This window comes from Streptomyces sp. NPDC018026 (genome assembly GCF_044327745.1).
In the GTDB taxonomy this organism is placed as follows: Bacteria; Actinomycetota; Actinomycetes; order Streptomycetales; family Streptomycetaceae; genus Streptomyces; species Streptomyces rubrogriseus.
In genome coordinates, this window is the sequence record NZ_JBIRFY010000006.1 from 328,891 (window position 1) to 342,299 (window position 13,409).

The window sequence follows — 13,409 nt, forward strand, 5'->3', positions numbered from 1 at the left end:
TCGTCACCGCGCCACGGGCCTGACCAGCAGGTCGTGCGGGCGCAGCGTGATGCCGACCCGGACCGCGTCGTTCGAGCCCGCCACCTGTTCGAAGCGGTACTTCGTGGCGAGCGCGGCCGTGATCAGCGTGAGCTGGGCCATCGAGAAGTGGTCACTGGGGCACTTCCGCTTGCCCGCACTGAACGGCTTCATGGCGTATTTCGGCACATTCGCCGCGCGTTGTGGGAGCCACCGGTCGGGGTCGAACTCCAGGTTGTCGTCGTACGACTTCGGATCGCGTTGGATTGCGTACGGACTGTAGATGATGTCCGCACCGGCCGGAATGCGATACCCACCGAGTTCGCTCTCGGCCACCGCGCGCCGCGTCAATACCCATACGGCGGGACGCAAACGCATGGCCTCCACGATGACATTGCCGGTGTGCGTGAGCTTCCGGACGTCCTCGAATGCCACGGGACGTCCGCCGGTGACCGCTTCGACTTCGTCGCGTATGCGGTCGGCATGTTCCGGATGCTCGGCAAGTGCCTGGAGCAACCACATGATCGTGGACGCGATGGTTTCACTGCCCGGGGTGAGTATCGCGACCACCTGGTCGTGGATCTCCTGTTCCCCGATCGGGTCGCCATTGTCGTCCTTCGCCTCCAGCAATGCCGTGAGCAAATCGTCCGGCTTTTGACCGGATGCGCGGCGTTCGGCGATGATCTCGTCAACCAGCAGGTGCAGATCGGCCAACGCGTCGTTGAACCGGCGGTTGGCCGGAAGCGGCAGCCGGTACAGCGGTCCGAGCGGGACCACCATGCGCCGGTACATGCCCCTGAAGACGGTGGCGAGCGCGACGCACAGCCGCTCGGCCCGCTCGTCCATGTACTGCCCGCGCAGCAGGCAGCGGGCCGCGACACGCACGGCGACCCGGAAGGACTCCGAGGTGGCGTCGACGGTCTTCCCCGGCTCCCAGCGCTCGCTGAGCGCGTGCGCCTCCTCCTCCATGATCGGTCCGTAGGCGGGGATGGCGTCGAGCCGGAACGCCGGCTGGATGGTGCGCCGCTGGCGGCGGTGGAGCGGGCCATTGGCGGTCGCCACGCCCTCCTTGCCGAGCAGGCCCTCCAGCGACTCCCACAGCGGACCGGCTATGTGGTAGTCGGGGTTCAGGGCGAGGGCGCCGGTGAGCTCGGGGTTCGTCACGGCGTAGACGGTCTTCGGGCCGAGCTTGATGCGCACGATGTCGCCGTGGTCGCGCAGCTGGGACATGAAGGCCAGCGGGTCGCGGGCCAGCCGCCAGCCGTGGCCGAGCAGCGGCACGCCGCCGCCCGCGACGGGCGGCTCGCGCAGCTCCGGTGCTTCCGGTGCTCCCGGTGCCGCGGGTGCGCGGGTTTCGGGGTTGACGGACTCGACGGTCATTTCTCACCTGCCGCTTCGTTGTTGACGTACGGGGGCGTGGACCGGTCGTCCCAGCTGTCGACCATGTACCGGCCGGACTCGTGGTGGAACCAGTAGACGGAACTGAACCAGTTCCGCATATTGCCGACGTTGGCCCGCACGGCGCCGCTCAGTTCCTTTCCGCGTACGGTTCCGTCGGCGAGTTCGTCGGCGAACCGTAAGGCGTCCCGCTCGGCGGCGAGGAATTCCGTGATGCATTCCTCGACACGGTGCCGGACTTCTCCGATTGCTTCTTCCAGGGTGAGTGAATGGTGGGTGATGAGACTGATGCCAAGATTGTGGACCTCGTCTCCCGCTATTTCCTTGGGCAGCGAGCAGAGGTCGTTGTACCAGGCGGCGAATTCCTGACTCAGCAGCGCCGCCCGCCGATATGCCGGGTGTTTCCGTACGGCGTCGGGGAGTTCGCAGCCCGAGCTCGGCTCCAGCAGGTCGGTCCAGATCCAGTGCGCGAAGGTGAGCCGGCGCAGTTCGAGGTACTCCTCCACGCCGGGCACGATTCCGCGCGTGCGGTTGTGGAATTCACGGTCGTACGCGTCGATCACCGTGTGGAAGTGCCGGGCGAACCGGGCGTTCCAGGTGGCCGGCAGGAAGGCGTAGAGCCGTCGCACACTGTCGGCGAACCCGGCCACCAGGGTGTCCTCGTGGTGCAGGTGGTCCCCGGGTGAGTCGAGTGCCGTGTGCAGCCGGCCGCGCAGTCGCCGCCAGGCGCCGGCCCGGCCGTGGACGATGTCACGGTCGTGGCGGTCGTCCCAGACGAAGAACCACGCGCTGTAGTCCGCTATCGCCTGCATGACCTCGTCGGGGGCGCCCAGGTAGTAGCCCGCCATGAGGTCCGTGTAGCACAGGCCGTCGGCATATTCCGCGACCTTGTCGGCCGGCATGAGCCGCTTTTCGAGCAGCCAGGTCCGGGTTGTCTCCTGGAGCTTCGGCCAATACGGGTGCAGTTGCCGGGGAAATGCCGCCTCGATCACCGGGAGGCGGAGCGATGGCGGTACTGCGATCGCGGTCGGTGTCGCTGTGGTGCCGTGTGGGAAAGCATGCACGAACAAACCCCTCTCAGCCGCCGGTGGCGCACCCCTCTCGCTGAGCGGGGCGTGCGCCGTTGCGTATCCCCGCACTTCCCATTCAGCACCACAACTGACCGTTCTGGGAACGGATTTGCTTCATTCACTACCCCTCGATACCCCTCGATGCCGGAATTCTCCTGTTGTGTGGCGGCTTTCCGCGGGCCGGCACAGACGAACGGCGCCTGCTCGGGGGAAGACCCGAACAGGCGCCGTGCGCAAGGGAGATGTGGGGCGGGTGAGGCCCTGTCAGTCGTTCGCGACCACGGGGTAGCGCGGCTCGTTCTCGGCCATCTGCCGCAGCGCGTCCTTGCGTTCACGCTTGGAGAGCCGGTCGATGTACAGGTACCCGTACAGGTGGTCCGTCTCGTGCTGCAAACACCGAGCGAAGTACCCGGTGCCGCGCACCTTGACCGGGTTGCCCTTCTCGTCCTGCCCGGTCACCTCGGCGTAGTCGGGGCGGGCGAGCGGCGCGTAGGCGGTGGGGACGGACAGGCAGCCCTCGTTGCTGTCGTCCAGGCGGCGGCGGTCGGCCGGCAGCTCGACGAGCTTCGGGTTGCAGACCACGCCGACGTGGCGGACGCCCTCGTCGTCGGGGCAGTCGTAGACGAAGACCTTCTTGGAGACGCCGATCTGGTTGGCGGCCAGGCCCACGCCCTCGGCGGTGCGCTGGCTGGCGAACATGTCGGCCACCAGCTGCTGGAACTCCTCGCCGAAGTCGGTGACGTCCTCGCACTCCTTGTGCAGCACCGGGTTGCCGACCACCGTGATCGGACGCGAGGTGCCGCGCCCTCGCCAGTCGGCCTCACGCTCCTCGCAGTCCTGGCTGTCGACGACGAACCCGTCGTCGTCCACGGGGAGCACGCCCGGGTGCTGCTGATCGGTGTCCTGCTGGGCCATGACCGACGTATGCCTTCCTGGATGAAACCTGCGTGATGCTTGGTACAGGGTACGGTGACGCGCCCCTTCAGGGGCGCGGGGAACTGCGCGACCAGCCACGACGTAGCCGCACTCGAAAGAGAGTCCTCAGCAGACCTCTTCCAGGTCCCGCCAGTCACGCGAGTCCGGGCTGTCCGCCACCCACCCGTCCAGCAACCCCTTCACCAGCCCGGCCGGCGCAGCCACCCCGCACTCCCGCTCCGGCACCCACAGCTGCCCGTCGGTGCGGTGCCCCAGGGGCCCGGGGTGTCCGGGTTCGCTGTGGTCGTGCGGATCGAGGTGCTCGCCCTCGCCCTCGTCGGACGGCATCCGGGACTCCGAGCACATCCGGCACAGCAGCCGGACGGAGGACGACCAGTCCTCGGCGGCGAACCCGGCGTCGGCGGCCAGCTGCTCCAGGGCGTCGCGGTCCGACTCGGTGGCGGCCTCCAGGAGGACCACCCAGGTGGGCACCGGCGAGGGCGCCCACAGCTCGATCTCGTCGAAGACGGGGTAGGAGTGCCCGGCCGAGGTCGTGCGCTCCCCGTGCGGTACGCCGTCGTGCAGGACGACCTCGCCCCAGCGCCGCCCGGAGGACGGCAGCGGGATGGACAGCACCTCGACGCGGGCGGGGTCGAGCCGCCGCCCCCACACCACCTCGGCCTCGCCCTCCGGGGACAGCCGTACGGCCGCGCTGCCGAGGTCCATGCCGAGCGGCTCACCCGCGTCCGTGGCGGCCCCCGGGGTGCGCAGCCCGTAGGCCTGCCAGGCGCGACGGGCCAGCGGCCAGTCCTGCAGGGCGGTCGCGGCGATGCCGACGTTCCACCAGTCGGGGGCGCCGATGTCCCGGTCGAGCAGCGCGACGGCCCGCAGACCGGCCGCCCTCGCCTGCTCCCAGTCGTGCCGGAACTTGTGCAGCAGCGCCAGGTTGAACCAGGACTCCGACAGCCAGGGCTCCAGGTCGGCCGCCCGCGTCAGCAGCGCGCCCGCGTCCTCGTAGCGACCGTCGCCGATCAGCGTGAACGCGCGGTCGGTGGCCTGCCGCCAAGAGGCGGAGGGCCGGTGCCGTGCCTTGCCGAAGATCCTCACGATTCCCGCCTGCCAGTTCCGTTCTGTGGGCTGGCTGTGCCTTTTCGCGCCCCCGGACACCCTCTCCCGGGCATCAAACCACGTACGGCTGTAGAGGCGCTCATTACCCATGGGTTACCCAGCCGCGGGCTCGGTAAGGCTGCCTCGGGAAAGGACCCGGGCCAGCGCTTCCACCACCTCGGGAGCGTAGTCGCCCGCGGTGGCCAGACGCAGCTCCTCCAGCGCCGTCAGGACGCCTCCGGGACCCGCGTCCCGCGCCTTCTCCTCGTAGGCGTTCACGACGCGTACGATCCGCGCGGCGACCGGCTGCTCCCGGCAGGGGTCGGCCTGCCGCTCCACCACCACCGCGACCGCCGCGTCGACGCCGGTCTGGCGGACGACGGCCCCGCCGAGCAGCGCGATCCGCCGCTGCTCGGTGACGGGCAGGCCGGCGGTGGCACCCGAGGGGATGGGGTCGACCAGGCTCAGCTGGCCGATGTCGTGCATGAGGGCCGCGTACTCCAGCACGGTCAGCTCGGTCCCCGACAGCCCCAGGTCCCGGCCGACGGCCACCCCGAGCCCGGCGACCCGGCGCGCGTGCCCGGCCGGGGTGTATCCGGCGATCTCGGTGGCGCGGGCCAGGGAGGCGATGGTCTGCCGGTAGGTGGCCCGGACGGCCGCGTACCGACGGTAGGACAGCTGGGCGAGCAGCAGCGGGACGGAGAAGACGGGCAGCGCCCACAGTCCGGCGACGCCGACCGCGAGCGCCATCACCGCCCCGGTCGCGCACACCGCGGAGGTGATCCCGACCATGCCGCGCAGCTCTTCGCGCAGCAGCGGCCCGAAGGGCCAGCCGGTACGCGCGTGCGCGGGCGCCGCGGCGAGCACCGCGTCGCACAGCGTGGTCAGGGCGAGCAGCCCGAGCAGCAGCAGCGCGTAGGCGGGGCCGCTCCAGTCGTCGAAGACACCCTGGTTGGACAGCGGGCGGAAGCACACGGCGGCGAAACCGACAGTGAGCACGCGCCGCGCCAGGTGGTCGAGGACGGGCCCGCTGCCGCGCGCGACGTAGGGCACGCTGCCGAGCAGCGAGGCGGCGAGCACGACGGTGACGGTCTGGGCCACACCGTGCCGCGCGGGCTGCCCGGCGACGTCTCCGAGCAGCGCGTACGCCAGCGCGCCCGCGGCGCCGAGCGGAGCGGCCTCCCGGGCCTCGGCACCGGTCCGCCGGGTCAGCTCACCGAGGACGACCAGCCCCCCGAAGGCCAGCGCGACGGGCCGCTGGGCGGGCCCCGAGCCCAGCACGGAGGCCAGACATCCGAGCGCGAGGAGCCCGGCGCAGCCGGGTACGAGGAGAACGGCCGCCGGCGGCGGGGACTGGGCCGACGGCTGCGAGGGTGTCATGGCGCTCCCCTGCCGACGCTGTCCCGCACGCCCTCGCCCCGGCCCGGTGCCGGTCCGGCGGGGGCGGCGAGCGGGCCGTCCGCCGTCACGGACGGGCGCCAGCCGTGGCGGCCGAGGGCCAGGACGAGTGCCCGCACCATCCGCGGGTCGAACTGTCCACCGGCACACCGCTGGAGCTCCGCCAGCGCCGTCGCGACGGGCCGGGCCCTGCTGTAGGAGCGCGTGGACGTCATCGCGTCGAAGGCGTCGGCGACGGCCACCACCCGGGCCGACTCGGGGATCCGGTCGCCGGCCAGCCCATAGGGATAGCCGCTGCCGTCCAGCCGTTCGTGGTGGTGGAGGACCGCGGCGCGGGCCTCCCCAAGGAAGCGGATGCCGCGCACCATCTCGTGCCCGTACTCGGGGTGCAGTTCGATCACCCGCCGCTCCTCCGGCGTCAGCGGACCGTCCTTGCGTAGCAGCCGGGTGGGCACGCCCAGCTTGCCCACGTCGTGCAGGATCCCGGCGAAGCGGAGGGTCTCGACGCGCTCGTCGTCCATGCCCAGCTCGCGGGCGATCATCATGGAGGCCTGGCCGACGCGTTCGCTGTGGCCGCGCGTGTAGCCGTCCTTGATGTCGACGGCCTGCACCAGGGCACGGATGGTCGCCTGGTGCGCGGCCCGCTCGCGGTGGTACTGGGCGAAGGCCCACCAGGCCACGCACATCGGCAGCAGCACGAGCAGCGCGGCCACCGGACCGTACGGGCTGCGCCACAGGACGGCCATCATCAGCCCGGCGAGCCCGTGCACGGCGATCGGCGCGAGCGACCGGGAGAGCAGACCCCGCCACGCCCGGCCCGGCGGCACGTGGTCGGCGAGGGTGAGGATCCCGCCGTCCAGCACGGTGCGGACCAGGCAGAAGGCGAGTACGGCGGCCCCGGCCGGCAACAGGGCGTACGGGAAGGCGGGCTCGACGACCGCGTCCCGGCCCCCGAGCCGCCAGTGGACACAGGCCGCGGCCCACACGGCGAGGGTCAGCTGCGCGGCCCGCCACACGCGCCGCAGCCCGAAGGGGCGGCGCGGCACCGGGGCCAGCAGGGCTCCCGGCAGTGCCACGAGCGCGGCGGCGGGTGGCGGCAGCAGGAAGGCGCCGGCGAGCAGCACGGGGTAGCAGGTCCCGACGAAGCGGGACCGCGCGACCAGTTCGGACCCCGCGTACAGCCCCGCCAGCAGCAGCACCGCCCACCAGGGCGCGTGCACCGCGGGCAGCGGTCGCAGGCAGAGCAGGGTGGCGAGGGCGACGACGGCCACGTACACCCGTGCCCGCGCCGGTACCGCGTCCATCAGCCCCTCCCCTGGCCACGCCTGTCAGGCTCAGGAGCCTAGGACGGCGGCGGGGAGGCCGCGGGCAGATAACCCGCGGATTAGCACGTACGAGTGACTTCTGACCGAGTCGGGACGCTCAGACTGACTCAGGCAGGCCGGCTCAGGGCTCCTGCGGAGCCGACGACGGTGCGGCGGTGACGTCGTGTTCCGGCACGGACTGCCCGGACCGGATCAGGTCCAGCCGTCCCATGACCTTGGAACGCAGGTCACCGGGCACGTCGTCCTGCCCGCAGCACCGCTTGACCAGCTTCTTCACGGCCTGCTCCAGCCCGTACTTCTCCAGGCAGGGCGAGCACTCCTCGAAGTGGTGCTCGAACTTCACGCAGTCCGAGTCCGGCATCTCCTTGTCGAGAAACTCGTAGAGATGATCGAGGATTTCGCTGCAATCCGTCTCGTGCGGCTCTCCGCAGCTCATGACCCCGAGCCTTTCGCTTCGTTCGACTCTCCGGCGCCGGCCGGGACCAGACCGCGGTCGCGGGCGTAGTCCTCCAGCATGCCGCGCAGCTGACGGCGTCCACGGTGCAGCCGGGACATCACCGTACCGATGGGTGTTCCCATGATGTCCGCGATCTCCTTGTAGGCAAAGCCCTCGACGTCCGCCAGATACACGGCGATACGGAATTCCTCGGGGATCGCCTGCAGCGCCTGCTTCACGTCCGAGTCGGGCAGGTGGTCCAGCGCCTGCGACTCCGCGGAGCGCAGACCCGTCGACATGTGCGACTCGGCACGCGCGAGCTGCCAGTCCTCGATCTCCTCGGCCGCGCTGCGCTGGGGTTCGCGCTGCTTCTTGCGGTACGAGTTGATGAAGGTGTTGGTGAGGATGCGGTACAGCCATGCCTTGAGGTTGGTGCCCTCGCGGAACTGGTGGAAGGACGCGTACGCCTTGGCGTAGGTCTCCTGCACCAGGTCCTCGGCGTCGGCCGGATTACGCGTCATGCGCAGCGCTGCCGAGTACATCTGGTCGAGGAACTCCAGCGCGTCCCGCTCGAAGCGCGCGCTGCGCTCCGCGGTCGACTCCGCGCCCGTACCCCGGCCCTCGGGCTGCTCCGCCTGGCCGTGTTCGGTCCCTGCGTCGGTCCCAGTGACCGGACCCACCTCCTCCAGTGTCGTCGTGAAACCGAGACCGGTCTCACTCGAATCGGAGGATAGACGACGATCCGGTCCGCCCGCCGCCCGAATGGGGGCGGTCTTCGCCGCGTGCAGCACCGTCCAGTCCAGGTCGGACCGGCTGCTGCGGCTCGGGCAGAAGGCTGAACCCATGCGGCGGACTTCCTCTCCTACGGCGTCGGTGCTGATTCTCAGCAACGTACGCACCGCACAACAGTGGCCGCGCGCCGGTCATTCCCGGGCGTTCAGCCGAGTGAGCCGGTCCACCTCAGGACGCCGTCGGTGATCAGCTCCAGCGCCTCCTCCTGGCTGATCTCCGCCCGTTTGGGCACGGCGAAGCCGTGGTCGCCGTACGGCACCTCGATCAGGTCGTAGGTCGCTCCGGGCGCCTCGGGGAACTCCTGCGGCCTGCCGAAGGGGTCGTTGCCGCCCTGGACCACGAGGGTGGGCACGCCGGCCCCGAGCAGCTCGTCGGCGCGCGACTTCTCCGGCTTGCCCGGCGGGTGCAGGGGGAAGCTGAGGGCGAGGACGGCACGGGCGCCCAGTTCGCCGGCGGTGCGGCAGGCGACGCGGGCGCCGGCGCTGCGGCCGCCCGAGACCACCGGCAGGCCGGGGGCGGCGAGCGCGGGCCAGACGCCCCGCCATCCGGTGTCGAGGGTCTTCGGCGCGGGCGCCAGCTTCCGGCCCGCCACCCGCCAGGGCTGCTCGACGAGGGCGACGCTCACCCCGTGGCCGGGCAGTGCGGCCGCCAGCGCCTTCAGGTCGCGCGCCTCGATGCCGCCGCCCGCGCCGTGGCCCAGGGCGAGCACCAGCCGGGGCCGCTTCGCCCGGTGCCAGGTGATGCGGGCGGGGCCCGCATCCGTCTCGACCGGCTCTGTCACAACCTCTGTCACAACCTCTGTCGCATCCGTCACGTCAGAAGAGTGTGCCCTCTTCCGGCGCCTCCAGCTCCTTGAGCAACTCCGGTCCGTTGTTGCGGACGTTGCTCACGGCCGTGGAGACGGGGAAGGCCCGCATCAGCCCGGCGGGCGGCGGCGCCAGCAGGGAGGTCAGCTCGTCGGGGTCGGTGCGCGCCGGGTCGAGCCAGTCGTCCCAGCGGTCCGGCGTCAGCATCAGGGGCATCCGGGGGTGGATGTCGGCCAGGGCGTGCGGGCCGTCGGCCGGGGCGACCGCGAGCGGCGTGGTCTCGGCCTCGGTGGTGATCACCGAGCACGTCACCCACCAGGCCTGCGGGTGGTCGTCGGGGAGCGTCCTGTCCCGCCAGAACTCGTACAGCCCCGCCATGGCGAACACGGAGCCGTCGGCGGGGGTCACGAAGTACGGCTGCTTGCGGGGCCGCTTCTTGCGCCCCTCGACCTCCAGGTCCCGCTCCTGCGTGCCGGTGACCCACTCGTAGTAGCCGTCGGCGGGCAGGATGCAGCGCCGGGTGCTGAAGGCGCGGCGGTAGGAGGGCTTCTCGTGGACGGTCTCCGCGCGGGCGTTGATCATCCGGGCGCCGCCCTCGGGCGTCTTGGACCAGGAGGGGACGAGGCCCCACTTCAGCTTCCGCAGCTGGCGAACCGGCTTCGGGTCCTCGACGTCTTTCAGGGGACGGTCCAGGACGGCGTACACCTCCTTGGTGGGCGCCACGTTGTAGTCGGGTTCCAAGCTCTCCTTGGGCTCCCACTTCTCGATCTCGAAGATTCCCGCGAGATCCTCGGGTCGACGACTCGCCGCATACCGTCCGCACATACGTGCCACACTGCCAGACCCCACGCGTCAACGAGGAGCCCTCCCCGAACATGGACCACCTCGCAACGGCCTCGCCCACCTCCCTGTGGGACGAGGTCTCCGGCATCCAGCCCGACCCCGACCTGTGGGTGGTGGTCGCGACCCTGGTGGCCGCGCTCGCCGTCGTCGCGACGCGCGGGTCGTGGCGGATAGCGCGCAACGCGATCACCATCGCCCACGAGGGCGGCCACGGCCTGGTGGCCCTGCTGACCGGCCGTACCCTGACCGGGATCACCCTGCACTCGGACACCAGCGGTCTGACGGTGAGCCGGGGCAAGCCGCACGGCATCGGCATGATCCTCACCGCGGTCGCCGGTTACACCGCTCCCCCGCTGCTCGGCCTCGGCGGCGCCGCGCTGCTGGCGGCGGGGCGCATCACGCTGCTGCTGTGGCTGGCGACGGCGCTGCTGGTGGCCCTGCTGGTGATGGTCCGCAACGCGTACGGGGTGCTGACGGTGGTGGTCACCGGCGCCACGTTCGTCCTGGTGTCGTGGCTGGCCGGGCCCCAGGTGCAGGCGGCGTTCGCGTACGCGGCGGTGTGGTTCCTGCTGCTCGGCGGGGTGCGCCCGGCCTTCGAGCTGCAGGCCAAGCGGTCGCGGGGCGGCGCCGGCGACTCGGACGCCGACCAGCTGGCACGGCTGACGCACGCGCCGGCGGGAGTGTGGTTCTTCCTCTTCCACGCGGTGTCGCTGTGCTCGCTGATCGGCGGGGCGCGCTGGCTGCTGGAGCTGTGAGACGCCGGGCGCGGTCCGCGGGGGCCGCGGGGGCCGCCGCACGCTCCGCATATATGCACGGCAAGTGCACTGTTGCGTTTTCGGTCAGGTTTCGGTGCTTTTGATCAAGATCTCCGATCGTCCTCAGCCATTAAAGTGGGCCCCATGACCGTGAACCCCACGCACACCGCCCTCTGGCCCGCCCCGCACGCGAGCGGAGCCGTCGACGCGACCGTCCACGTGCCCGGGTCCAAGTCGGTCACCAACCGTGCCCTGGTGCTGGCCGCCCTCGCCTCCGAGCCCGGCTGGCTGCGCCGCCCGCTGCGCTCCCGCGACACCCTGCTGATGGCCGAGGCGCTGCGCACGATGGGCGTCGAGATCGAGGAGGGCGTCGGCCCCGAGGGCACCGGCGAGTTCTGGCGGGTCATCCCGGCCGGTCTGCGCGGCCCGGCCACGGTCGACGTCGGCAACGCCGGCACGGTCATGCGCTTCCTGCCGCCGGTCGCCACGCTGGCCGACGGCGCCGTCCGCTTCGACGGCGACCCACGGTCGTACGAGCGTCCGCTGCACGGCGTGATCGACGCGCTGCGTGTCCTGGGCGCCCGGGTCGACGACGACGGGCGCGGCGCGCTGCCGCTGACCGTGCAGGGCGGCGGGGCCCTGGAGGGCGGCCCGGTCGAGATCGACGCGTCCTCCTCCTCCCAGTTCGTCAGCGCCCTGCTGCTGTCCGGGCCGCGCTTCAACCAGGGCGTCGAGGTGCGCCACACCGGTTCCGCGCTGCCCTCCATGCCGCACATCCGTATGACGGTCGACATGCTGCGCGCGGTCGGCGCCCAGGTCGACACCCCCGAGTCCGGCGGCGAGCCGAACGTGTGGCGGGTCACGCCGGGCGCGCTGCTCGGCCGGGACCTGACCATCGAGCCGGACCTGTCCAACGCCCAGCCCTTCCTCGCGGCGGCGCTGGTGACCGGCGGCAAGGTGGTGATCCCCGACTGGCCGTCCCGCACCACCCAGCCCGGCGACCGGCTGCGCGAGATCTTCACCGACATGGGCGGTTCCTGCGAACTGACGGACTTCGGGCTCGTGTTCACCGGATCGGGTGCGATCCACGGCATCGACGTCGACCTGAGCGAGGTCGGCGAGCTGACCCCGGGCATCGCGGCCGTCGCCGCCCTCGCGGACTCCCCCTCGACCCTGCGCGGCGTGGCCCACCTGCGGCTGCACGAGACGGACCGGCTGGCCGCGCTCACCAAGGAGATCAACGAACTCGGCGGTGACGTCACCGAGACCGCCGACGGTCTGCACATCCGCCCGCGCCGGCTGCACGGCGGCGTCTTCCACACCTACGAGGACCACCGCATGGCCACCGCCGGCGCCGTCCTCGGCCTCGCGGTCGAGGGCGTGCGGATCGAGAACGTGGCGACGACCGCCAAGACCCTGCCCGACTTCCCCGACCTGTGGACCGGGATGCTCGGGGCGTAGGGACGGATCGCCATGCGCCGCTACGGCAAGCACACCGACGAGGACGACATCCGCTCCCGCCCCAACCGCAAGGGCAACCGACCGCGCACCCACATCCGGCCCAAGCACGAGGACGCCGCCGAGGGCCTGGTCCTCACCGTGGACCGCGGCCGGCTGACCTGCCTGGTCGACGACCGGGTCGTCATGGCGATGAAGGCCCGCGAACTGGGCCGCAAGGCGGCGAACGTCGGTGACCGGGTGGCCCTGGTCGGCGACCTCTCCGGCAAGAAGGACACGCTCGCGCGCATCGTCCGCATCGAGGAGCGCACCTCGGTCCTGCGCCGCACGGCCGACGACGACGACCCCTACGAGCGGGTCGTCGTCGCCAACGCCGACCAGCTCGCCATCGTCACCGCCCTCGCCGACCCCGAGCCGCGCCCCCGCCTCATCGACCGCTGCCTGGTCGCGGCGTTCGACGGCGGCCTCACCCCGCTGCTGGTGATGACCAAGTCGGACCTGGCACCGCCGGACGAACTCCTTGAGCTGTACGGCGCGTTGGACATCCCGTACGTGGTCACCAGCCGGGAGGAGCTGGAGAACGGGGCCGCCGCCGACCTGGTGCGCGAGCACCTGGACGGGAAGATCACGGCTTTCGTCGGCCACTCCGGCGTCGGCAAGACGACCCTGGTCAACACCCTGGTGCCCGAGGACCGCCGCCGGGTGACGGGTCATGTCAACGCGGTGACGGGCCGCGGCCGGCACACCACGACCTCGGCCCTCGCCCTGCCGCTGTCCTCCGCGGAGGGCGGCTGGGTCGTCGACACCCCGGGCGTACGGTCGTTCGGGCTGGCGCACATCGACCCGTCCCGGGTGATCAACGCCTTCCCCGACCTGGTGCCCGGCACCGAGGGCTGTCCGCGGGCGTGCAGCCACGACGAGCCCGACTGCGCGCTGGACGCCTGGGTCGCCGAGGGGCACGCCGACCCGGCCCGGCTGTACTCGCTGCGCCGGCTGCTGTCGACGCGGGAACGCAAGGAAGGCGACTGACCATCGCGTTGTTTGGCGTGCCGTGCGGCCGGTAAGTGCATAATCGCACCAAGCCGGAA

At 71.6% G+C, this 13,409-nt stretch carries 13 protein-coding genes; 3 read left to right on the forward strand and 10 right to left on the reverse strand.

Annotation, left to right across the window (positions count from 1 at the left end):
• Positions 1-3 precede the first annotated feature (3 nt).
• From ACH4D3_RS21190 to ACH4D3_RS21235, 10 genes are all read right to left on the reverse strand, one after another.
• Entirely contained in the window at positions 4-1,398 is a 1,395-nt protein-coding gene (locus ACH4D3_RS21190; RefSeq protein ID WP_398324090.1) for a cytochrome P450, read from the reverse strand.
• Entirely contained in the window at positions 1,395-2,480 is a 1,086-nt protein-coding gene (gene cyc1 / locus ACH4D3_RS21195) for an epi-isozizaene synthase (RefSeq protein WP_398324092.1), read from the reverse strand. Before cyc1 ends, ACH4D3_RS21190 begins: the two co-directional genes overlap by 4 nt.
• Positions 2,481-2,750: 270 nt before the next feature.
• A complete protein-coding gene (def, locus tag ACH4D3_RS21200; protein WP_398324094.1) occupies positions 2,751-3,401 on the reverse strand; it encodes a peptide deformylase in 651 nt (216 codons plus the stop codon).
• Between the two features lie 126 nt (positions 3,402-3,527).
• Complete coding sequence (locus tag ACH4D3_RS21205; protein ID WP_398324096.1) at positions 3,528-4,508, reverse strand: tetratricopeptide repeat protein; 981 nt, start codon at positions 4,506-4,508, stop codon at positions 3,528-3,530.
• Between the two features lie 114 nt (positions 4,509-4,622).
• On the reverse strand, positions 4,623-5,888 hold the full coding sequence (locus ACH4D3_RS21210; protein ID WP_398324097.1) for an HD-GYP domain-containing protein: 1,266 nt from the start codon (positions 5,886-5,888) through the stop codon (positions 4,623-4,625).
• On the reverse strand, positions 5,885-7,210 hold the full coding sequence (locus tag ACH4D3_RS21215) for an HD-GYP domain-containing protein (protein WP_398324099.1): 1,326 nt from the start codon (positions 7,208-7,210) through the stop codon (positions 5,885-5,887). Before ACH4D3_RS21215 ends, ACH4D3_RS21210 begins: the two co-directional genes overlap by 4 nt.
• A gap of 142 nt (positions 7,211-7,352) precedes the next feature.
• Positions 7,353-7,667 carry a mycothiol system anti-sigma-R factor gene (gene rsrA, locus ACH4D3_RS21220; protein WP_398324101.1) on the reverse strand — a complete coding sequence of 105 codons (315 nt, stop codon included), beginning with the start codon at positions 7,665-7,667 and terminating at the stop codon, positions 7,353-7,355.
• The gene (gene sigR, locus ACH4D3_RS21225; protein WP_003973756.1) at positions 7,664-8,347 is read right to left on the reverse strand and encodes an RNA polymerase sigma factor SigR; all 684 of its coding nucleotides are present in this window, start codon (positions 8,345-8,347) and stop codon (positions 7,664-7,666) included. Before sigR ends, rsrA begins: the two co-directional genes overlap by 4 nt.
• A gap of 257 nt (positions 8,348-8,604) precedes the next feature.
• Complete coding sequence (locus ACH4D3_RS21230) at positions 8,605-9,240, reverse strand: alpha/beta family hydrolase (RefSeq protein ID WP_398324103.1); 636 nt, start codon at positions 9,238-9,240, stop codon at positions 8,605-8,607.
• 34 nt (positions 9,241-9,274) lie between these two features.
• A complete protein-coding gene (locus tag ACH4D3_RS21235) occupies positions 9,275-10,090 on the reverse strand; it encodes an SOS response-associated peptidase (protein WP_398324105.1) in 816 nt (271 codons plus the stop codon).
• A 50-nt stretch (positions 10,091-10,140) separates the two neighbouring features.
• Here ACH4D3_RS21235 and ACH4D3_RS21240 point away from each other — a divergent pair, with 50 nt between their 5' ends.
• From ACH4D3_RS21240 to rsgA, 3 genes are all read left to right on the forward strand, one after another.
• Positions 10,141-10,863, forward strand: a complete 723-nt coding sequence (locus ACH4D3_RS21240; RefSeq protein WP_398324107.1) for a M50 family metallopeptidase — start codon at positions 10,141-10,143, stop codon at positions 10,861-10,863.
• A 144-nt stretch (positions 10,864-11,007) separates the two neighbouring features.
• Positions 11,008-12,324, forward strand: a complete 1,317-nt coding sequence (aroA, locus tag ACH4D3_RS21245) for a 3-phosphoshikimate 1-carboxyvinyltransferase (protein WP_398324109.1) — start codon at positions 11,008-11,010, stop codon at positions 12,322-12,324.
• 12 nt (positions 12,325-12,336) lie between these two features.
• Complete coding sequence (rsgA, locus tag ACH4D3_RS21250) at positions 12,337-13,350, forward strand: ribosome small subunit-dependent GTPase A (protein WP_398324111.1); 1,014 nt, start codon at positions 12,337-12,339, stop codon at positions 13,348-13,350.
• Positions 13,351-13,409 lie beyond the last annotated feature (59 nt).